Here is a 22,927-nt window from a genome sequence, read left to right as displayed (position 1 = left end):
ATTCATTATAAAATAAAGGGGATAAAACCCTATATTAAATATTTGCAAACATAAAGGATAACAAAAAGTGAAATGCTTATCTTTGCAAATTAAATTTTTACTTAGTAATCATGGCTTTTGATAGTAATATAGAAGATTTTGACGCATTAGGAAACGATCACATTGGTACTTCTGAAAACACACCAATGCGCAGCGATGCTTTTAAATTAAACAATGAAGAAAAGATAGATATCATTAAAGATGATGTACGTCATATTATGGAAACCCTAGGTTTAGATTTAACAGACGATAGCTTAAAAGGTACACCTAACCGTGTAGCTAAAATGTTTGTTAATGAAATTTTTGGCGGATTAAACCCTGGTAAAAAACCAAGCGCTTCTACTTTCGATAATAAATATAAATATGGCGAAATGCTTGTTGAAAAGAACATTACGGTGTATTCTACATGCGAACATCACTTACTACCTATCGTAGGTCGCGCTCATATTGCTTATATTTCTAATGGAACTGTGGTAGGTTTATCGAAAATGAATCGTATTGTAGATTATTTTGCAAAACGCCCACAAGTTCAAGAACGATTAACCATTCAAGTAGTTAGGGAACTTCAAGAGGTTTTAGGAACTAAAGATGTGGCTTGTGTTATTGATGCCAAACACCTTTGTGTAAATTCTAGAGGTATTCGAGATATTGAAAGTAGCACCGTAACTTCAGAATTTGGAGGAAAATTTCAAGATATGGAGACCCGTCGCGAATTTCTTGACTATATTAAATTAGACACGAAGTTTTAGAACAAAACCTTATTAATAACTCATCAACAAACCAAAATGCAGTTATACCAATCGAATCAAATTAAAATTTACAACTCACTTACCAGTAAAAAAGAAATATTCAAACCTATTAACGAAGGTCATATTGGAATGTATGTTTGTGGTCCTACCGTTTATAGTAACGTGCACTTAGGAAATGTAAGAACCTTTATGTCTTTTGATATGGTTTTTAGATACCTAAGACATTTAGATTACAAAGTAAGATACGTTAGAAATATTACCGATGCTGGTCATTTAGAAAATGATGCTGATGCAGGTGAAGATAAGATCACAAAAAAAGCACGTTTAGAACAAATTGAACCTATGGAAGTGGTACAGCGTTATACTGTAGATTTTCATAATGTTTTAAGAACTTTTAATTTTTTACCACCAAGTATAGAACCGACTGCAACAGGACATATTATTGAGCAAATTGAGTTGATTAGTAAAATTATTAAAAACGGATTTGCTTATGAAGTTAATGGATCTGTATATTTTGATGTGCATAAGTTTAACGAAACTAACGATTACGGAAAATTAAGCAAGCGTAAGTTAGACGATTTAATTCATAACACAAGAACACTAGACGGACAAAGCGATAAAAAGAATCCACAAGATTTTGCCCTTTGGAAAAAAGCCGAACCTCAACACATTATGCGTTGGCCTTCGCCTTGGAGCGATGGTTTTCCTGGTTGGCACCTAGAATGCACTGCCATGAGCACTAAATATTTAGGCGAACAATTTGATATTCATGGTGGTGGAATGGATTTAAAATTCCCGCATCACGAATGTGAGATTGCACAAAACGAAGCTGCTATTGGCGTAAGTCCAGTTAACTATTGGATGCATGCCAATATGTTAGAATTAAACGGGCAACGTATGTCCAAATCTACCGGAAACACCGTTAATCCAGATGAATTATTATCAGGAAACAACTCGTTTTTTAGTAAAGCATATAGCCCAAGCGTTATTCGATTTTTTGTTGCACAATCTTCTTACCGCAGTGTTTTAGATTTAACCGATGATGGTTTATTAGCTAGCGAAAAAGGGTTCTATAGATTGATGGATGCTGTAAACCTTATAGATGGATTAAAAGTATCTGCAACATCTTCCATAGATATTCCTGCATGGAAACAGAAATGTTATGATGCTATGAACGATGATTTTAATTCACCAATTTTAATCGCTCACTTATTTGAAGCTGCCAAATACATCAACCAAATAAAAGAAGGTCAAGAAACAATATCTGTAGACGATTTAAACCTATTAAAAGAAACAATTAACAGTTTTGTTTTTGATGTTTTAGGCCTTGAAAATGTTACAAAAAGTGATTCTGGAACCGATAAACTTTCAGGCGCTGTTGATGTTTTAATTCGATTGAGACAAGACGCTAGAGCAAATAAAGATTTTGCGATGTCTGATAAAATTCGTGATGAATTAGCAGAAGTTGGTATTCAGCTTAAAGATGGTAAAGACGGTACAACTTTTAGTGTAAACTAAATAGTATTGTCATTCCTATAAAGTCAGGAATCACTATCATTCAATAACGTTTATAAAGATTCCCTCCTTTGAGAGAATAATAAAAGTATATTTTGAAGAAACTACTCATAGCACCGTTTTTATTTTTGATAAAAGTATACCAAACACTTATATCGCCATTAACACCCGCTACGTGTAGATACAATCCAACATGCTCCCATTACAGCAAAGAGGCACTTCAAAAGCATGGTTTATTTAAAGGAGGTTGCTTAGCTATTAAACGTATTTTTAGCTGTCATCCCTGGGGCGGTTCTGGTTATGATCCTGTGCCTGACAAGGATGACAACTAAAAATACCTACGCGCTTGCTCGCCTGTGTTCTAAAAATGTACACCGTACATGTTCTTAACGCTAAATCGCCTTGGGGCGGTTCTGGTTATGATTATCCTGTTCCTAAATAATAAGATTTTAGATATCAAGGAGTCGTTGCTAAGCATGAATAATCCACATAATGCTTATCACAAAAGCTTTCCCGTATTTTTGCTTTGATCCCTAAATCGTACCACATTTAGACATGACCAATTTTTGTGAAAAGCAAAGTGATGAATGTTTCTTTTTAGAGGCAATTTGGGACGCTTACTTTATGTTTCATTCAACTACTTGCTTATTAAAATATCATATATGGTACACAACAAATATAAATAAAAATTCGGTTAAATACAAATAAAACCGATTAAGCGTATTTTTAAACAGAAGTTTCTTTCGTTTAATCATAAACAAAAAACGCAACAAACTAAATAAAAATCTAGCTTATTGCGCTTTAAATTTAAGGCCTATATGATTATAAGCGACTTAACAATTCTGTTTTTTTGCTCTCAAATTCTTCAACAGTTAAAATAGATTTATCCTTTAAGGCTGCTAACTTTTCTATCTTTACAAAGATGTCTTCCTCAAAAGCTGTGTTATTTACTTCTGTATTAATAGGCTCCATAGCTTGCTCCTCCAATTCAGGTTGTTGTTGATTATTTATAGCATTATCAACCTGCTGTTGTTCTTGCACGGGTTTAGAAATTTCTTGGCCTCCTGAAACAATTGGCAACGTATTTAAATCTACATTACCATACTGACTTGTAAACGAAACAGAATAATTCCCGCCTTGTTGTTGACCTACACCACCTATTTGGTTATCTAGTGTATCAAAAACAGTTACTTTTCCGTTTTGTTGAATAGCTAATCGTCTTATGTCATTAAAAATAGCATAGCTCGTATTGTTTTGACTTCCTGTAGAATTAGGGAATCCTAAATCGCCCCACCAATTACCACTAGCACCAGATTGAAATCCATTTTGATTATGGCTTTTTGGTTTAGGCAAGGGCTTGTATTGAATAGCTCCTTGATTTATTAAATTTGACAATTCCATACAAAGTCCATCTACAGTAGCTTTTAGTTGATAATTAAACATATCGCCCACCATAGTCATTCCGCCCTGCATCCATTGACCACCTCCGCCTAATTCCGGAATATTAAATTGTGCCATGGTGCCATTACTAGCCATAAGGTTATAGGTTAAATCTGTAACCGCATTAACACTTATTCCATATCTATTTGCTACATCCGTCATGTTTTGAAAACTAACATCTGTGAATATTGCATTCATATTTTATCTTTTATTAAATTAAAAAAATAGTAACTTACTAATTTTATGCAAAGGTAGTCTTTAACAAACCTAAAACACTTATTTTAAGTAGTTGATTTTCCGAAATTTAATAATATCACACTTAAATAAAAAAAGACCTCTATTTTAGTATAAGAATAGATTCTAAAAAAAACAGAAAACTTATTTTTTAGGGATTTCCTTTAAAATTTCTAAAACAAACTTCCAATATTTCTGAACGGATGATATTTGAGCACGCTCATCCGGAGAGTGTGCGCCCTTAATAGTTGGACCAAAACTAATCATATCCATTTCTGGGTAATTTTGCCCCAGGATGCCACATTCTAAGCCAGCATGACACGCAGCAACATGAGGTGTTTCACCATTTAAATCCTCGTAGAGTTTTTCCATAACTTTTAATATTGGCGAATCCATATTTGGTGCCCAACCTGGATAGTCTCCAGAACATTCAACTTCACAACCTGTAAGCTCGAAAGTAGAACGTAATGTATTAGCCAAATCAACCTTTGAACTCTCAACTGAAGAGCGCGTTAAACATCCAATTTTAATGTGTCCATCTTTTACAATGACACGGGCTACGTTGTTTGATGTTTCTACCAAATCTGGAATATCGGCACTCATTCTATACACACCATTATGTGCAGCATACAAGGCTCTTGTTAACCCTTCTTGCACACCTAAATCCATAATTTTAGCTGGCGTATCTGTTTTAGAAATACTAATTTCTAAATCGGGCTCCATAGTTATTAATTCCTTTTTTATGGTGGTAGAAAGTAAAGCTATTTCTAATAAAAAAGCATCTTCATGTATGGCATCTATAGCCACTATAGCATTACTTTCTCTTGGAATAGCATTACGTAAGCTTCCGCCATCAATCTCAGAAATTCGCAAGCCGAAATTTTCAAAACCATCAAAAAGCACACGGTTCATTATTTTATTAGCATTACCTAAACCTTCGTGAATTTGCATACCCGAGTGTCCACCTTGTAATCCTTTTACGGAAACTTTATACCCTATTTTAAATTCTGGTGTTTCCTCTTCTTCGTATGTTCTTGTTGCTGTAACATCGGTTCCTCCGGCGCATCCTACTCCTATTTCATCATCTTCTTCGGTATCTAAATTCAATAAAATACCACCTGTAAGTAAACCGCCTTTTAATCCCATGGCACCTGTCATTCCGGTTTCTTCATCGATAGTAAATAAGGCTTCAATTGCTGGATGCGGAATGTCTGTACTTTCTAAAATCGCCATTATTGTGGCAACTCCTAAACCATTATCTGCTCCTAAAGTTGTGCCTTTGGCTTTTACCCAATCCCCTTCAATAAACATCTCGATACCTTGGGTTTCAAAATCGAAAACAGTGTCTCCATTTTTTTGGTGTACCATATCTAAATGCGATTGCATAACCACGGTAATACGATCCTCCATTCCTGAGGTTGCAGGTTTTTTTATAATAACATTTCCTACCTCATCTTCAATGGTTTCTAAACCTAAATTATTACCGAAGTCTTTCATGAAAGCAATAACGCGTTCTTCTTTTTTTGAAGGTCGCGGTACGGCGTTTAAATCGGCAAATTTATTCCAAAGGGCTTGTGGCTGTAGTTGTCTTATTTCTTGGCTCATGGCGTATTTTATTTTGATTTCAAATATAGCAAATTGACACCAATTTTAGCAGCTACTCCTGATTGAAGTGGCATCCTTTTTAAAACAAACACACACAAATTATTGTTTTAAAGCAAAATTTAACGGATTGTTAGTTCGCCCATTCCTCACCATAACATTTTAAAAAGATATAACAGAAATATTTATACTCATGAATACCAAAATAAAATAGAAAACAACGAATAATGCAGGAAGAAACCTTAATAGATAAACAACTACACTAGGGTGCAAATTTTTATTATTTTTGGAGGATGCTGAAAAAGAAAAAAACACTAATTGCATTGTCGTTGATTCCGCAATTTTTGCTGGTAAAACTCCTGTCTAATTATCCTGATGTTGTGGAACTGTATTATAGCAATGGCTTGTATCCCCTAATTTCGAAGATATTTAGGCTTACCTTAGGTTGGTTGCCGTTTTCCTTTGGCGATTTGTTATATACTTTTGCCGGTATTTATATGATTAGATGGTTTTACAAAAACCGAAAACGATTACGGAAAGACACCAAAAATTGGCTGACAGAGGTTTTTGCGGCGGCGGCCTTTATTTATATGGCGTTTCATTTATTTTGGGGTTTAAATTACTACCGCTTGCCCTTACACAAAAGTTTAAATATAGAGCATGATTACACCACCGAACAGTTGCTTGAGGTAACAAAATCACTGATTGAAAAATCGAATGCTTTGCATTTTGAGATTGCTAAAAACGATACCATAAAAGCCGATATTAAACTGAGCAAAAAGGATATTTTTGAAATGGTGCCTGCGGGATATGCGAATTTAAAAAAGCAGTTTCCTAATTTAAAATACAGTCCTACAAGTTTAAAAAGATCAATTTATAGTTACCCATTAACGTATATGGGATTTAGTGGATATTTAAATCCATTAACCAATGAGGCACAGGTGGATGGCTTGATTCCGGTTTTTAAATTCTCGACTACTTCTGCCCATGAAATTGCCCATCAATTAGGTTTTGCTGCTGAAAATGAGGCTAACTTTATTGCTTTTATGGCTACCACTAACCATGATAATATTTATTTTAAATATTCGGGTTACACGTTTGCGTTGCGCTTTTGCCTAAATGAAATATACAGACGCGATGAAGCACTTTATGAAAGCATCATTGATAGTGTAAATACTGGGATTTTAAAAAATTACAAAGAGGTAAGAGACTTTTGGGAAGCCCATGAAAACCCAATAGAACCTTATTTTAAAAGTTTTTATGGTAATTTTTTAAAAGCAAATAGACAAAGCAAAGGTATGCAGAGTTATAATTATGTTGTTGCTTTAATTGTTAATTATCATGCTACCACTCCGTAATAAGAAAGTATTAATAATTTTTACTCTTTATGGTCTTACTAAACTTAAAGGAGCCTATATGTAAACAATGGTTTAAATATAGGCTCCTAATTATTTATCTAAAATAAATAAAAGGCCACAGCTCAATTTTACTCGAAATGATGGCCGACATAATAATCTTAATTTTACTTATTCGACCTCATAAACACTATTTTTGAGTAAAGGATTGCCAAAAACTTAACCATAAATATCCTGTTGATGGCAATTATTCAGCTAATAGAAGACAAGTTTTATTAGGGCCTTAATCTATTATTTTAGCGCCTGCTGGTGCTTCAAAATCGGCATCGTCAAGTGGTTTTGCGTCAACTTTAACGTTTATAAATTTGGTTTCCCCCTTAGCTGTTGTTGGTTTATTATTTTCATAATTGTAACCTACCATAGTTTCTGGTAATAGTAGTCCATTTACCTGTTGCCAATTGTTATAACGTCTAAAATGAAGTTCACTTCCTTTTTCTTTTGAAAAGAAGGTAACCGTATACCCTAACCATTCCATTTTATAGGTTTCTGGGTTGTAATACAACACGTATTCATCATCTGAAGATTCACCAACACCGTTTTCATAAGAGATTTTAATTCCCGGATAAACCACGTCATCAAACACTAATGGTTCTGCATCTTCATAATGTATACCATCATCGGCCAAAATAAATGGCATAGCATAAAAATAAAACATCAGGTTATAGTAAAATCTTGGTTTGCCCTTATAAGGTTTATCACTTTTATTTAGTAACCACACATCTTCACCATTATACCCAATAACATGATCTGGTGTATCAATTAACGCTTTTCTGTTTTTTAAATTTGTGGTAGTGACTTCCATGCCATTTGGTTTTTCCATGGTAAAGGATAGAGAATTCATTGCTTTCCATGCATCTAAACCGCCATGAGCATCGAATACTTTTGTAATGTTTTCCGGGTAAATACTTGTGGTAACATCAAGGGTTTCTTCGGAATAATCAACAACGGGTGTTGCCGTTTTGTTTTTACAAGCGAATATTGAAATTGCAAGTACTAAGATGAGGATTTTTTTCATAATTGTTTTTAGATTTTAAGCTTTGACGAAGTTAATGGAATATCATTACAATAAAAACAATTACTTTTGTCTTACCATTATGAAAGATATAACTAGCGCACAAAACTCATTAATTCGACAACTTGTTCAGTTAAAAGACAAGTCGCGAGAACGAAAAAAAACTGGCTCGTTTTTAATAGAAGGTATTCGGGAAGTTTCTTTAGCAATAAAGGGCAATTACGAAATTGAAACGGTTTTATTTTATCCTGATTTATTTCCCGCTGAATCACTTAATAGTCTTATTCCTGAGACAGTAAATACTATTGCAGTTTCAAAAGAAGTTTATGAGAAATTAGCTTATAGATCGACTACCGAAGGTTTGTTAGCCGTTGCGAAGACTAAAGAAAACAAACTCTCTAATTTAAATTTTAAAAACGATAGTCCTTTAATATTAGTTGCAGAAGCTCCTGAAAAACCGGGTAATATTGGTGCTATTTTAAGAACTGCAGATGCAGCCCATGTAGATGCCGTAATTATAGCTAACCCTAAAACAGATTTATACAACCCCAATATTATACGTTCTAGCGTAGGCTGTGTATTTACAAATCGAATAGCGACAGGAACAACTACCGAGATTATCGAGTTCTTAAAATCAAAAAACATTAACATATACAGTGCTATTTTACAAGAGTCGGTAGCGTATCATACCCAAGATTACACAAAACCAACCGCTATTGTTGTAGGCACTGAAGCTACAGGTTTAAGTGAGGAATGGCGTAAACATGCCACAAAAAACATCATTATTCCCATGCAAGGTGAAATCGATTCAATGAATGTTTCGGTTGCTTCGGGAATTTTAATTTTTGAGGCTAAACGACAACGAGGTTTTAAATAATCGTACCACTAACATTAGTCTGAACGTAGTCTAAAGACCAAAATAAACTATAAACACTTAAATACTCGGACTACACTCAGTAATCAGAATAGTTTTAATTTAGCACCACAAATACAAAGTATGACATCAACGACCCTATTTTACATCATCATAGCCATTATTGTTATAAATTTTATAGTCGATAAAATTTTAGACGCCCTAAACGCAAAACATTATAACGATACGCTACCCGAAGAGTTACAAGATGTATATGATGAAGCAGAATATAAAAAATCACAGAACTACAAAGCAACTAATTATAAGTTTAGCTTATTAACATCTACCTTCTCTTTAGTTTTAACTCTAAGTTTTTTATGGTTTGATGGTTTTGAGTTTATTGACAACATAGCTAGAACCTACACCGAAAATCCTATTGTAATTGCTCTTATTTTCTTCGGCATTATAATGATTGGCAGTGACATTTTAACCACTCCTTTTTCTTATTACAGCACCTTTGTAATTGAAGAAAAATTTGGCTTTAACAAAACAACCGTAAAAACATTTTTTCTTGATAAAATTAAAGGTTGGCATATGATGGCTATTGTTGGTGGTAGTATTCTAGCATTAATAATTTGGTTTTACGAGGCTACAGGAAAACATTTTTGGTGGTATGCTTGGTTATTAGTAGCTGTTTTTACTTTGTTTATAAATATGTTTTACTCCAAACTTATTGTCCCCCTTTTTAATAAACAAACGCCGTTAAAGGATGGTACATTACGCGACAAAATTTCGGCATATGCTAAAAGTGTTGGCTTTAAACTAGATAAAATTTTTGTTATAGATGGCTCTAAACGTAGTACGAAAGCAAATGCTTATTTTTCAGGTTTTGGAAGCGAAAAGCGCGTTACACTTTACGACACTTTAATTAATGATTTGGATGATGAAGAAATTGTTGCTGTTTTAGCTCACGAGGTTGGGCACTACAAAAAGAAACATATCATTTTTAATCTATTTACCTCAATACTATTAACAGGATTTACACTTTTTGTATTATCCTTATTTATTTCGAACCCTGTATTATCGCAAGCTCTGGGAGTTACAACTCCTAGTTTTCATATTGGTTTAATTGCTTTTGGATTACTCTACTCCCCTATTTCTGAAATTACGGGTTTAATCATGAATCTGTTTTCTAGAAAATTTGAATACCAAGCTGATGATTACGCTAAAAACACATACAAAAGCGGCCCATTAATTACCTCACTTAAAAAGTTATCTAAAAATAGTTTGAGTAATTTAACACCCCATCCGGCTTATGTTTTTATGCATTATTCGCATCCGACACTTTTAGAACGTATTAAAAATTTGAAGAGGTAAACTTTATTCATTAACTCTTACGTTATGCCCTAATAAAAATCTTTTCAATAAATCTTAAATGAAAATAACGTCAACTAACATAGCAAAACCAACGACCATACTATGGAATAATAAAGAAGTGGTTACAGGCATTTATAAAACACCAACAAATCACCCCATTTTCTTAGGCACAAGCGACGTAGTAGGCGATGAAGTAACCGATAGAAAATACCATGGTGGCGAGTTTAAAGCCTGCTATTTATTTTCTGAAGATCATTATGATTATTGGAAAAAATTATATCCCAACCTAGATTGGAATTGGGGCATGTTTGGTGAAAACCTTACCGTTTCTGGATTAAATGAAAATGAAATCTTAATTGGAAACATCTATAAATTAGGCGGAGCCCTTATTCAAATTACCCAACCACGAGAACCTTGTTTTAAATTAGGTATTAAATTTAGCCATCAAAACATTTTAAAACAATTTATTGATTATGGTTTTCCTGGTACTTATATTCGGGTTTTAAAAGAAGGTTTCGTAAAAACTGGAGATACTTTTAAGCTCCTTGAAAAAGCTAAAAATAGCATATCTACTCATCAGTTTTTCAATTTATTATACAGTAAAGAAAAAAACAAAGCGCATATTAAATGCATACTAACCATTGATGCGCTACCAAAACGAAAAAGAGACAAACTGAAACAGTTTTTAAAGTAGCATTGATTTGGTTTGTTATATCTTTGCAACAAACTATTACAGATGTCTTTTAAAGATTTAAAAATTAGCAAACCTATTTTACGTGCCGTTGCAGAAGCTGGCTACGACAATCCTACTTTAGTACAAGAAAAAACTATTCCTCTTGTTCTAGAAAATAAAGATGTCATTGTTTCTGCCCAAACCGGAACAGGAAAAACGGCTGCTTTTGCACTTCCTATTTTACAATCCTTACTAGACCAACAAGACGCCCCTAAAAAAGGAAAAACAATAAAGGCTTTAATTGTTAGTCCCACACGCGAATTAGCTATACAAATTGATGAGAATTTTAAAACCTATAGTGAGTATACCAATTTAAGAACCACTGTAATTTACGGTGGTGCATCTATTGAACCACAAAAGGAGATTTTAAAAAAAGGCGTCGATGTTTTAATTGCAACTCCAGGTCGTTTACTTGATTTACATAAACAAGATAGCATTAATTTAGACTATGTTGATACCTTGGTTCTAGATGAAGCCGATTTAATGCTAGACATGGGTTTTATTGATGATGTTAGAAAAATTGAACGTTTGTGTACTAAAGAAAAACAGATTCTATTATTCTCGGCAACCATTCCGCATAAAGTAGAACAATTAGCAAATTCTTTATTAAAGAATCCGGATCGCATAGAAGTTGCTCAAAACTCTTCAACATCAAAAAATGTAGCTCAATTATTATACTATGTACCAAAACCCAAAAAAATTGAATTGTGTTTACATTTATTAAGAAACACAATAAAGGGAAATATTATCGTTTTTAGACGCACCAAATATGGTGTAGACAAACTTGAGAAAACGCTTTTAAAAAACAACTATAAAGTAGACAGCATACATGGTGATAAAAGTCAAACTGCAAGACAAGATGCTTTAACCCGATTTAAAAAAGGCGAGGTTAACATATTAATAGCTACGGATGTGGCTGCACGTGGTATTGACATTAACGATTTGGATGCTGTGGTAAATTTCGATTTACCAAACGTACCAGAAACCTATGTACATCGTATTGGTAGAACCGCTAGAGCAGGAAATACAGGTATAGCACATTCATTTTGTTCGGCAGATGAAAAGAGCTATATCAAAACTATACAACAACTTATTAGCTTACAATTGGATGTTATTGAAGACCATCCGTACCCATTAGACCCTAAAGCAAAACCTATTATACATACATCTAATAAAACAGGTAGTAAGCATAAAAAAGGCCGAAAAAGTGAAGCTTCTAAAAAGAAAAAGAAACGTTGGTACTAAAAGAGAACAGTTATTAACCACTACTCCACCGGAAAATCAAAATACGTTTTAGGAAATGGCTCCCAGCGTAAGGTAAAATGCCACCATTCCTTAGAGTAGCTTCTAAAGTTAAATTTCAACATTACTTTTTGTAATAATTGTCGGTTGGCCTTTTGAGTGTCTGTAATATTTTTATAAGCAACCCAAGATTCTTCTCCAAAAAAATCGTACGGACTTCCCATATCTAAAGGAGTTCCCGTGTTTCCATCAATTATTGTTAAATCTACCGTACTTCCTCTGCTATGGCCAGATCTAGATGCGATATAACCAGCCTTAAATAAATTTCGTTTTTTCACTTCTGGATAAAATTGAGGTTTCATTAGGGTATCATTTAAATCTTTAGCCCAAGTTATAAAATGATTAACCGCCTCTTGAGGTCTGTAACCATCATAAACTTTTAAACATAAATTTTGTTCTTGTAATGCTTCCTGTACCTTTTTTAAGGCCACTGCTGTTTGCTCAGTTAATATTAATTTATTTGAATTGTAACTGTTAATGGGTTTACCCACAAAATTATTTGGTGTAAAATAGCGCAACTCTACGTCCAAATCAGAAATAACATCCTTAACATAAACGAAACCATCAGGCAATTGGGAGAACACGTTTTGAAAAAAAAGGCAGAATAAAAAAACTAAGGTATACTTCATTTTAATTTTGAATTACGCTAATTTAGAAAATAAAAGAATATGGTTTTTAAAAGTATTATAAATTTAAATTTGAAAGATGCAGAAATTGCCTACTATCCAGAGTTTTTCAATACAATTGAAGCTAACCGATATTTTGAAAGTCTTTTAAATGAAATTAAATGGCAACAAGACTCTATAACTATTTATGGAAAAACGTACTTACAACCTCGGTTAACCAGTTTTTACGCGAATAACACAAACACCTACAAATACAGTAATATTACCATGCAACCACATCCCTTTAATGGGGATTTATTACTCATTAAGAGTAAAATTGAAACACAACTAAAAGTTAAATTTACAAGTTGTTTAGCCAATTTATACAGAGATGGCAAGGATAGTAATGGTTGGCATGCCGATAATGAAAAGGAATTAGGTAAAAACCCTATTATAGCATCAGTATCTTTTGGTGCAGAACGCTATTTTAATTTAAAACACAAAGTAGATAAATCGCTTAAAACGAAACTAATTTTACAACATGGTAGCCTTTTAGTAATGCAAGGCAAAACACAAAACAACTGGTTGCATCAAATACCAAAAACTAAAAAGAAAATAGGAAAAAGAATTAATTTAACATTTCGAATTATTGCATAAAAAAACCGAGTTCCCTCAAACTCGGTTTTCTTTCAATTTGCTTTTTTATATTATGAAGCTAGATTTGGGGTTTCCTAATTTACCAACATAATGCAAATATTAATTAATTAATCCATTGAACTAAAAAGTGTGTTATTTAGTACACTCCAAATATATAATTATTAAAAATACTAAATCGATTAAAAACACTATAAATCGTTGAAATACATGAAATTTTAACATATTAAGATGAAATTACTCTTTTTATCGATGAAATACACTTTTAAAACCAACTTCAACCTTCAAATATTTAGCATTAATCACAAAAAAAGCATCCTAAAATAGAATGCTTTTCTTTCTAACTAACCAACCAAAATATGAATTACTAATCTTCTGTTTAAAGTAACCACTCAATAAACAAAATTAACTATTGTAATTACAATTAGTATATATCAAGTCTCATGCCAAAATTGAAAGTAGAATTCTTTTATGAATTATTTAACAAAACAATTTAATAATAGGTAACTAGTAAAAGCCATTTAATTGTTTGATATTTGTACTTGTTAACTTATTAAAAATTTCAATGAAAAAACTATCACTAATACTAATTACACTATTTTTTATAGCTTGTGGAAAAGATCAAAGCGATTTAACAGTAATTGCTAATATAAAAGGGTTAAAAAAAGGAACCGTATATTTAAAGAAGGTTGATGATACTTTGCTAGTTACTGTAGATTCTGTTGTAGTAAATGGCAATTCTAAAATTGAATTGCATAGTGATTTAGAAGGTCCGGAAGTATTCTATTTATATTTAGATAAGCACAGTACAGAAACTGATAGAATAACGTTTTTTGCTAATAAAGGTGTAACAGAAATAAATACAACCTTAAAAAACTTTGCGTTTGATGTTGATATTAAAGGATCGGAACAACAAAAAGTAATGGACGAATACAAAGCACTTATTTCTAAAATGAATAATAGAAACTTAGAAGTTATTAAGGAGCAATTTGAAGCTCAAAAAGCCAATGATACGGCTACGTTTAACAAACTAAAAAACGAAGCTAAAAACAGTGTAAAACGCAAATATTTATATACTGTAAATTTTGCTTTAAACAATAAAGATAGCGAGGTAGCACCATATTTAGCGTTAACCGAAATTTATAATGCAAGAGTTGATTTATTAGACACCATTAACCAATCTTTAACACCTAAAATAAAGTCATCTAAATATGGTAAAGAATTGGATGCTTTTATTGCAGAAATTAAAGCCAACGAAAACAGTAATTAGGTTTATACTAACAAAATAGCTAAAATAAAAAAAGCTTTCCAAATTGGAAAGCTTTTTTTTTGAGCCGATGGAGGGACTCGAACCCACGACCTGCTGATTACAAATCAGCTGCTCTAGCCAGCTGAGCTACATCGGCGTTTTAACGGGTGCAAATATAAACGCAAATTTTAAATTTGCAAGCACTCCATTAAAATTTTTTATCCAAGTTTGTTAATTTTTTCAATTAGCTCTCTTCCTTTGCTTTCAAGCTCTGCATTTATTGCTTTGAAATGTGCTTTAGGATTCTCTACATTTTTTTCATTTACCTTAACTATTAAGGCATCAAAAGTTGCGATAGCCTCATCTATGATAGCTTCACTTGTTTTAGTGTCTTTATCTGTGTTTGAGTATTCCCAAACGTAAACCGCTTCAATGATATCTCCTAAAACGTAATTTATATCTTTTTTTAAATTTCTAACATTTGCCATTATTATCTCTTTTTAATATTTCAGCAAAAATAAGAATTCTCTTTTTCATGCTTGGTTAATAAATCATATTAATTTCCAGAATACGTAACAAAATTTCTTGGAGTTTCGTAAAGTGTTATTTCTAGACCTAAATCAACACTTAATTCTGGTTTTATTTTATTATAAATCACAACAGCTATATTTTCGGCTGTAGGGTTTAAATCCTTAAATTCAAGCACTTCTAAATTTAAATTTTTGTGATCGAAGGCATCTTCAACTTTGCTTTTAATGATATCCTTTAGGATCTTCATATCTATAACATACCCCGTTTTTTTATCTATTTCGCCTGTTACACTTACAATAAGTTCATAATTATGACCATGAAAATTAGGGTTATTACACTTCCCGAAAATCTCGTCGTTTTTTTCAAAACTCCATTCTTTTCTATACAACCTATGCGCTGCATTAAAATGTGCTTTTCTGCTAACTGTAACTTTCATTTAGAAGTTATATTTATATGTTCGTAGAATTTATCGAAAATAACCTTAAACCATTCGGTATACATTTTAGGATGCACAGCTATATCTGCTTTTACCGCCTCAATTGGCATCCATTTCCAACTCGCTACTTCATCTGGGTTCAATTTAGGTTCTCCATTATATTGGCCTAATAACACATGATCGTATTCATGTTCTGTTAAGCCATTATCAAAAGGTGCCTTGTAAATAAATGAAATTGATTCTTTTAAATCGACAACAAACCCCATTTCTTCATGTAAGCGTCTTTTTCCGGCTTCAATATTGCTCTCTCCATCCCTTTGATGGCTACAGCAAGTATTGGTCCAAAGTCCCGGAGAATGATACTTATTTAAAGCTCTTTGTTGGAGCATGAGCTCATTTTCATCATTAAAAACAAAAACTGAAAAGGCACGATGCAATAGGGCCTTTTCGTGTGCTTCCATTTTTGGCATTAAACCTATTTGTTGGTCTTGTTCATTTACAAGTATTACTTTTTCTTCCTCCATAGAACACAAAAATACGAACAAAAATATTACTTGGTAAACCTTGTTAAAAGAAAAAAGCACCTAAATAAATTTAGATGCTTTTTATATTCATGTTTAATTGCTTTTAATTGGAAACTACAATAAACTCACTACGCCTATTATCTTGATGTTCTTGTTTAGAACATTTAACGCTATTATTACAGTGGTTTACCAAACGTGTTTCTCCATAACCTTGCCCTGTTAACCTGCTTGAAGAAATCCCTCCTTTTTCAATAATATAGGCTCTAGTTGATTTATTTCTTCTATTTGATAATGCCCAGTTATAAGCATCATTACCTCTAGAATCGGTATGCGAACGAACGTCAATTTTTACATTTGGATACTCCTTCATATAATTAATAACTTTTGCTAATTCTATTTCAGCATCAGGACGAATATACGATTTATCATAATCAAAATAAATGGGATTTAACCCGAGTAGTAACGCTAAATCTGTACCAATTGTTGCGGCTTCTGGGTCTAGTTTTAATTCTAACTCTAATTCTGCCTTTTGTCCAGGTTTAACAGTAAAGTCTATAAAATCTTCTTTATATTTTTCTTTTTTAGCCTCAATAAGGTAGGTTCTTTCTTTGCAGTCTAAATTAAAAGTAAAGTTACCTGAAGCATCACTTTTAAATATTTGAAGCAAGTTTCTATTGGAATCGTAAACAAAAACATCGGCATCAGCAATAATTAATTGTGTTCTTTTATTAACTACGGTTCCTGAAACGTCCCTTGAACATGCTGGTTTTTCAAAGCTATAAATATCATCATCACCCTTACCTCCTTCTCTATTTGATGATATGTATCCTTTATTAGTTTCATCATTTATAATAAACCCAAAATCATCTTTAGGACTATTAATTGGTTCACCCATATTCTGAACCATTGAAGACGACTCATTGATTTTATTGGCAGTAATTTTAAAAACATCTAACCCACCTAAACCAAGATGTCCATCAGAAGAAAAATAAAGCATTCCGTTTTCGCTAACAAAAGGAAAATTCTCCCTACCTTCTGTATTGATTTTTGGACCTAAATTTTTAGGGGTTCCATAGGTGCCATCTTCATTTATATCGACCACAAAAATATCTGAAGCACCTAGAGTTCCAAACATGTCTGATGCAAAATATAATTGCTTCTCATCTGGACTAAGTGCAGGATGCGCTACATTATATTGATCATCATTAAACGGCATAGACACAATATTTGTCCATACACTATCAATCAAAGTAGCTTTATAAATTTTTAATCCATAAATATCTTTATCACTCTTTTTAAACTTGCCTTTATAGAAATTGTTTCTTGTAAAGTAAGCCGTTTTACCATCTTTTGTAAATGATGTAGAGGATTCGTGGTATTTGGTATTTACCTCGCCATTCATTTCTGTTACAGTCCCGTTATCGTTTAATTCAAATAGATCTAAAAATGGTTGATTGTTCCATTTATAAATATCCTCATCTTGATCTCTTGAAGAAGCAAAAACTAAATGCCCATTGTAAGTTGATGTACCAAAATCTGAAAAAGCCGTATTTATATCTAAATTCACTAATTCAAAATCATCCGATATTTCATTGATTGCTTTTACATATTCGGGTTTTTTCAAAAACTCTAAAACCCTTGAATCTTCTGATCGTATAGCTGCAAAACTTTTTAACACTCGATCTGATTCTTTATACCTTTCAACAGCCCTAAGTGCTTGGGCATATCTATAATAATTTTCCGGATCAATAGGTAAATTCAATGCCATGAGCTTGTTATACCACACCACAGCATCTTCCATTTCATTATTAAAATAAAAAGAATTAGCTAGTTTTTCTATAACTTTTGGTGAAGCGTTGTCTTGGTTTGCTAATTTTAAAAGTTGATTTCGAGAATCTACATAAGCTAAATTCTCATATTTCTTAATGGCCTTTCTTGCAGATTTCACTTTTTGTGCAAAAGCACAATTAAAAACCAAAGCACTTAATATAGAAAGTATGTATATCTGTTTTTTCATGTCTATAGTTTTATTTTAGAAGAATCTTGGTGATAAAATTTTAGCTATTTCTTGTAATTCGAAACGTAGCATAATTTCGTGAGACCCACTATTATAATTATTTAGTCCAGTGGTTGTTGCATCGTAAGAATACCCTAAGAATATTTCTGGACTAACTTGAAAACCAATTAAACCACTAACGGCATCGTCCCATCTGTAAGCTAATCCTAAAGTAAATTTCTCATTGAATAAGGCATTAACCGAAAGATCTGCAATAATTGGTGCTCCCGAAACTCCTTTAACTAAAAAGGCTGGTTTTAACTTCGTATTATCATTTAAATCAAATACGTATCCACCAATTAGAAAATAATGTAAACGCTCTGTTGCTATGGATTCCTGGAAGTCATCGTAATGTTCTGTATTTATAATATTTGGAACTGATAAACCTAAATACCATTTTTCTGAATGCAAGTATAATCCCGCACCAACGGTTGGAGATATCAAATTTACATTTTCCTGAAACAATGGATCTGTTTCCTGATAACGCCCTTTACTCCAATCCGTATCAAGTATATGCAACCCACCTTTTACGCCAAAGGACAGCTTTAAATCTTCCTCATTTACCGGAATAGAATAAGATAAATTAGCATCGATGCTTGTTTCCTCTGCAGGTCCTAATTGATCGCTAACTATATTTAAGCCTATCCCTAATTTTTCGTTACCTAAAGGTGAATGAATTCCAAATGTTATTGTTTTTGGAGCCCCATCAAGACCTACCCATTGTGTTCTGTATAAAGCTGTAGCACTTAATACTCTTCTCTGGCCTGCATAAGCAGGGTTTACGCTCATGGTATTATACATATAATGCGTAAACTGAGGGTCTTGTTGAGCCTGTGTTTCTAAACTTAATAGTGCAGTAAACACTACTAAAATTAAACTTTTTATTAATGATGATTTTTTTATCATTTTTTAATCTTTTTTAGTCGTTTACTTTAATTATCTGTTTATGTATAACCATCCTGCTAATGGTTTTGTTCCATCTCCCTTATCCAGTACATAATAATAGGTGCCTACTGGTAATTGTTCAGAAGAATTAACTGTAGCTCTTCCGTTAGAAGTTCCATCCCATTCATCATTACTGTTATAGCCTTTCTTCTCGTAAACGATATTACCCCAACGGTTATAAACTTCTAATTTATTATCTGGATAATTATCAATACACTTAATTACTAAGGTATCACCATTTCCATCTCCGTTAGGTGAAAATTCATTAAATACAGTTAAGCAATCCAATTCAGTAACTGTTGGATCATCTTCTGAGTTGCCATCTGAATCAATACCATCATCACTATTATCTGTTACGACACCTGATGATTTTGTTGAAGCTGAAACAAACACACTGTTTTGAACACCTCCAGAATCAATCGCATCTTGGTCAATAATAAAGCTAGCTGTATACGTTGCAGATTCACCAGCAAGTAATGTTCCTTCCTCACTACCTTGGTCTGCACTATCAAATGTAGGTTCTTCGGTAAGAGAAATAGTTTCTCCTCTATAATTAAGGAAGGTATCTACTAACGTAATATCAGTTAATAATATATCTCCTGTATTTTGAACCACAATGGTATACACAATTTTCCCTCCTAAAGAGGTATCTAAAACTTCTGCCGTTTTAGTTACTTCAACTAAGGCTAAACAACCTGTTGTAATTGGATCACACATGTCATTAGGATCACTTGTTTTACCTTCTGGGTTGAGAGGCGTACTTGGATCATCAATTCCTGTTGTTTCCTCACAATCGGTTAAACCATCTCCATCACTGTCCGTTGCATTTGGACACAACGAGTAAGTTATTGTAACTGTTGCTTCATTTGACACATTACCATCATTATCCTCTATAGTATAACTAATTGGTGTTGGATTACCTGTAAAGCCAGGTTCTGGAATAAACGTTAAATTCCCTCCTTCGTCTAATGTCCATGTTCCTTCATTAGCAACTACTAAGGTATCATTATCACCATCGCCTGTTGTATCAGTCGCTCCTGGTGTTGAAATAGTAACCGTAGTAACACTTACTGAGCCATCTTCGTCTGAATCCGCTCCATTGCCATTGTCTTCAGTTACATTTATTATTACTATAGTTCCTGGCGTATTCGCTAAATCTTCATCATTCTGTGCTATTGGAGCAATATCTGTATCCATTAAATAAGTAATGGTTACAGTGGCTTCATTGGATTCATTACCTTCGTTATCTTTTACCGTATATGTAATTTCTGTTGGGTTTCCTGTAAAACCTGACTCTGGGGTAAACATTAAGTTTCCAGCCTCATCAAGAGTCCAAGTTCCTTCTCCTGACACTACTAATGTATCATTATCTCCATCACTATCGGTATCGATTGCTCCTGGTGTTGTTATGGTAACTGTTGATGCGTCTATTATACCATCAGAGTCACTATCTTCACCATTGCCATTATCTGCAATTACATTTAGAGTTACTGCTGTTCCTGGTGCATTATCCTCATCAACATCATCTTGAGCTATTGGATTATCCTGAACTACTACCGTTATTGTCGCTTCATTTGTAGTATTACCTTCTTCATCATTTACCGTATAAGTAATCGTTGATGTTCCTGTAAAGCTTGGTTCTGGACTAAATGTTATTGTTCCGTCCCCATTATCTGTATAAGTTCCTTCTCCTGGTACTGTAAATGTACTTTGTCGACCTGGAGTTAAAGGATCTAAATCTATGGTTGTGTCATCGATAGTTCCGTTAGGATCAACATCATTACCAGTAAGATCAATGATTACATCAGTATCGACATTTGTTATTGCTGAATCATCTTCTGCAATTGGCGTACAACCACCTGCATCTGTAAATGGTGAACAGGCATCATTTGGATTACTTATAGTTCCTGCTGGATCTAATGGTGTGTTTGGATTATCTAATCCTGTAGTTTCCTCACAATCTGTAAGGCCATCGCCATCTGAATCTATTAATGGGCTACTTGCAATTGGATCACAAGCATTATTGGGATCACTTAGTAATCCTAATGGGTCTAGCGGTGTACTTGGATCGTCGATTCCCGTGGTTTCCTCACAATCTGTTAAACCATCACCATCACTATCTGTTCCATTTGGACACGTGGCCACTATTACTGTAATAGTACCTACTGTTGAAATGTTTCCGTCGTTATCCTCTACCGTATAATCTATTGGGGTTGTGGTACCAGTAAATGTTGATTCTGGATCGAAGGTTACTGTTCCATCAGGGTTTACTTTATAAGTTCCTTCTCCTGGAACTGTAAACGTAGTTTGTTGTCCTGGGGTTGCAGGGTCTAAATCCAATGTGGCTACATCAATTGTACCATTTGGATCTGTATCATTACTAGTTACATCAACTATGACATCTACATCCGGTTCTGTTGATACTAAATCATCATTTGCAATTGGTGTACAACCTCCTGAATTTGTAAAAGGATCACATGGATCATTTGGATCACTTATAGTTCCTGCTGGATCTAATGGTGTGTTTGGATTATCTAATCCTGTAGTTTCCTCACAATCGGTAAGGCCATCGCCATCTGAATCTATTAATGAGCTACTTCCAATTGGATCACAAGAATCGTTTGGATCGCTTGTTACTCCTGATGGATCTAATGGCGTGTTTGAATTATCTAACCCTGTGGTTTCCTCACAATCTGTTAAACCATCACCATCACTATCTGTTAATGGACTACTTGCTATTGGATCGCAAGCATCATTTGGATCCGTGGTTGTTCCCGCTGGATCTAATGGGGTACTTGGATCGTCTATTCCTGTGTTCTCTTCACAATCTGTTAAGCCGTCTCCATCGGTATCAACGGTATTAATGCCTACTGGACTACAAGCGTCGTTTGGATCGCTTGTTACTCCTGATGGATCTAATGGCGTGTTTGGATTATCTAACCCTGTGGTTTCCTCACAATCTGTTAAACCATCACCATCACTATCCGTTAATGGACTACTTGCTATTGGATCACAAGCGTCATTTGGATCCGTGGTTGTTCCTGCTGGATCTAATGGGGTACTTGGATCGTCTATTCCTGTGTTCTCTTCACAATCTGTTAAGCCGTCTCCATCGGTATCAACGGTATTGATGCCTACTGGACTACAAGCGTCGTTTGGATCGCTTGTTACTCCTGATGGATCTAATGGGGTGTTTGGATTATCTAACCCTGTGGTTTCCTCACAATCGGTAAGGCCATCACCATCACTATCTGTTAATGGACTACTTGCTATTGGATCACAAGCATCATTTGGATCTGTGGTTGTTCCCGCTGGATCTAATGGGGTACTTGAATCGTCTATTCCTGTGTTCTCTTCACAATCTGTTAAGCCGTCTCCATCGGTATCAACGGTATTGATACCTACTGGACTACAAGCGTCGTTTGGATCGCTTGTTACTCCTGATGGATCTAATGGGGTGTTTGGATTATCTAACCCTGTAGTTTCCTCACAATCTGTAAGACCATCGCCATCTGTATCTGTTAATGGACTACTTGCTATTGGATCACAAGCATCATTTGGATCTGTGGTTGTTCCCGCTGGATCTAATGGGGTACTTGGATCGTCTATTCCTGTATTCTCTTCACAATCTGTTAAGCCGTCTCCATCGGTATCAA

At 33.8% G+C, this 22,927-nt stretch carries 20 protein-coding genes and 1 tRNA gene; 10 read left to right on the top strand and 11 right to left on the bottom strand.

Annotated elements, in window-relative coordinates; all coding sequences use genetic code 11:
• Window positions 1–110: 110 nt before the first annotated feature.
• From folE to yidD, 3 genes are all read left to right on the top strand, one after another.
• Window positions 111–788: a GTP cyclohydrolase I FolE gene (folE, locus tag ABJM36_RS01280; protein WP_348448356.1), complete on the top strand. Its 678-nt coding sequence runs from the start codon at window positions 111–113 to the stop codon at window positions 786–788.
• Between the two features lie 36 nt (window positions 789–824).
• On the top strand, window positions 825–2,306 hold the full coding sequence (cysS, locus tag ABJM36_RS01275) for a cysteine--tRNA ligase (RefSeq protein WP_348448354.1): 1,482 nt from the start codon (window positions 825–827) through the stop codon (window positions 2,304–2,306).
• 89 nt (window positions 2,307–2,395) lie between these two features.
• On the top strand, window positions 2,396–2,635 hold the full coding sequence (gene yidD / locus ABJM36_RS01270) for a membrane protein insertion efficiency factor YidD (protein ID WP_348448601.1): 240 nt from the start codon (window positions 2,396–2,398) through the stop codon (window positions 2,633–2,635).
• A 490-nt stretch (window positions 2,636–3,125) separates the two neighbouring features.
• Here yidD and ABJM36_RS01265 read toward each other — a convergent pair whose 3' ends face one another.
• Together ABJM36_RS01265 and ABJM36_RS01260 are read right to left on the bottom strand one after the other, a co-directional pair.
• On the bottom strand, window positions 3,126–3,941 hold the full coding sequence (locus tag ABJM36_RS01265) for an SHOCT domain-containing protein (protein ID WP_348448352.1): 816 nt from the start codon (window positions 3,939–3,941) through the stop codon (window positions 3,126–3,128).
• Between the two features lie 180 nt (window positions 3,942–4,121).
• Window positions 4,122–5,582, bottom strand: coding sequence for an aminoacyl-histidine dipeptidase (locus ABJM36_RS01260; protein WP_348448350.1), 1,461 nt, complete (start codon window positions 5,580–5,582; stop codon window positions 4,122–4,124).
• Window positions 5,583–5,872: 290 nt separating this feature from the next.
• Between ABJM36_RS01260 and ABJM36_RS01255 the strand changes: the two genes are divergently transcribed.
• A complete protein-coding gene (locus tag ABJM36_RS01255; RefSeq protein ID WP_348448348.1) occupies window positions 5,873–6,937 on the top strand; it encodes a DUF3810 domain-containing protein in 1,065 nt (354 codons plus the stop codon).
• Window positions 6,938–7,217: 280 nt separating this feature from the next.
• Here the strand turns inward: ABJM36_RS01255 and ABJM36_RS01250 are convergent, their stop codons facing one another.
• Entirely contained in the window at window positions 7,218–8,009 is a 792-nt protein-coding gene (locus ABJM36_RS01250) for a DUF6503 family protein (protein WP_348448346.1), read from the bottom strand.
• A gap of 79 nt (window positions 8,010–8,088) precedes the next feature.
• Here ABJM36_RS01250 and ABJM36_RS01245 point away from each other — a divergent pair, with 79 nt between their 5' ends.
• The 4 genes from ABJM36_RS01245 (at window position 8,089) to ABJM36_RS01230 (ending at window position 12,214) form a co-directional block, all read left to right on the top strand.
• Window positions 8,089–8,883 carry an RNA methyltransferase gene (locus ABJM36_RS01245; RefSeq protein WP_348448344.1) on the top strand — a complete coding sequence of 265 codons (795 nt, stop codon included), beginning with the start codon at window positions 8,089–8,091 and terminating at the stop codon, window positions 8,881–8,883.
• A gap of 120 nt (window positions 8,884–9,003) precedes the next feature.
• Complete coding sequence (locus tag ABJM36_RS01240) at window positions 9,004–10,236, top strand: M48 family metallopeptidase (protein ID WP_348448342.1); 1,233 nt, start codon at window positions 9,004–9,006, stop codon at window positions 10,234–10,236.
• 58 nt (window positions 10,237–10,294) lie between these two features.
• Window positions 10,295–10,930 (top strand): MOSC domain-containing protein, encoded by a 636-nt coding sequence (locus ABJM36_RS01235; protein WP_348448340.1) that lies wholly within the window; start codon window positions 10,295–10,297, stop codon window positions 10,928–10,930.
• A gap of 42 nt (window positions 10,931–10,972) precedes the next feature.
• Window positions 10,973–12,214, top strand: coding sequence for a DEAD/DEAH box helicase (locus ABJM36_RS01230; protein WP_348448338.1), 1,242 nt, complete (start codon window positions 10,973–10,975; stop codon window positions 12,212–12,214).
• Between the two features lie 20 nt (window positions 12,215–12,234).
• On the opposite strand, the gene ABJM36_RS01225 is transcribed toward ABJM36_RS01230, so the two are convergent.
• Window positions 12,235–12,900, bottom strand: coding sequence for a M15 family metallopeptidase (locus ABJM36_RS01225; protein ID WP_348448336.1), 666 nt, complete (start codon window positions 12,898–12,900; stop codon window positions 12,235–12,237).
• Between the two features lie 39 nt (window positions 12,901–12,939).
• On the opposite strand from ABJM36_RS01225, the gene ABJM36_RS01220 reads away from it, so the two are divergent.
• Complete coding sequence (locus tag ABJM36_RS01220) at window positions 12,940–13,533, top strand: alpha-ketoglutarate-dependent dioxygenase AlkB (RefSeq protein WP_348448334.1); 594 nt, start codon at window positions 12,940–12,942, stop codon at window positions 13,531–13,533.
• Window positions 13,534–14,095: 562 nt separating this feature from the next.
• On the top strand, window positions 14,096–14,800 hold the full coding sequence (locus ABJM36_RS01215) for a DUF4369 domain-containing protein (protein WP_348448332.1): 705 nt from the start codon (window positions 14,096–14,098) through the stop codon (window positions 14,798–14,800).
• Window positions 14,801–14,862: 62 nt separating this feature from the next.
• On the opposite strand, the gene ABJM36_RS01210 is transcribed toward ABJM36_RS01215, so the two are convergent.
• The 7 genes from ABJM36_RS01210 to ABJM36_RS01180 all read right to left on the bottom strand — a co-directional run.
• Window positions 14,863–14,936, bottom strand: a tRNA-Thr gene (locus ABJM36_RS01210).
• 61 nt (window positions 14,937–14,997) lie between these two features.
• The gene (locus ABJM36_RS01205; protein WP_348448330.1) at window positions 14,998–15,267 is read right to left on the bottom strand and encodes a hypothetical protein; all 270 of its coding nucleotides are present in this window, start codon (window positions 15,265–15,267) and stop codon (window positions 14,998–15,000) included.
• A gap of 68 nt (window positions 15,268–15,335) precedes the next feature.
• Window positions 15,336–15,746, bottom strand: coding sequence for a 6-carboxytetrahydropterin synthase (locus ABJM36_RS01200; protein WP_348448328.1), 411 nt, complete (start codon window positions 15,744–15,746; stop codon window positions 15,336–15,338).
• On the bottom strand, window positions 15,743–16,270 hold the full coding sequence (idi, locus tag ABJM36_RS01195; RefSeq protein ID WP_348448326.1) for an isopentenyl-diphosphate Delta-isomerase: 528 nt from the start codon (window positions 16,268–16,270) through the stop codon (window positions 15,743–15,745). Before idi ends, ABJM36_RS01200 begins: the two co-directional genes overlap by 4 nt.
• Before the next feature lie 103 nt (window positions 16,271–16,373).
• Window positions 16,374–18,287, bottom strand: a complete 1,914-nt coding sequence (locus tag ABJM36_RS01190; protein ID WP_348448324.1) for an OmpA family protein — start codon at window positions 18,285–18,287, stop codon at window positions 16,374–16,376.
• A gap of 15 nt (window positions 18,288–18,302) precedes the next feature.
• The gene (locus ABJM36_RS01185; protein WP_348448322.1) at window positions 18,303–19,232 is read right to left on the bottom strand and encodes a type IX secretion system membrane protein PorP/SprF; all 930 of its coding nucleotides are present in this window, start codon (window positions 19,230–19,232) and stop codon (window positions 18,303–18,305) included.
• 30 nt (window positions 19,233–19,262) lie between these two features.
• Window positions 19,263–22,927: tandem-95 repeat protein (locus ABJM36_RS01180; protein WP_348448320.1), on the bottom strand; the 3,665-nt coding region annotated here is incomplete at its 5' end.

Source organism: Algibacter sp., from assembly GCF_039977455.1.
In the GTDB taxonomy this organism is placed as follows: domain Bacteria; phylum Bacteroidota; class Bacteroidia; order Flavobacteriales; family Flavobacteriaceae; genus Algibacter_B.
The sequence above is the reverse complement of the archived record's forward strand: the minus strand, read 5'-3'. Positions and strand labels throughout refer to the sequence as shown.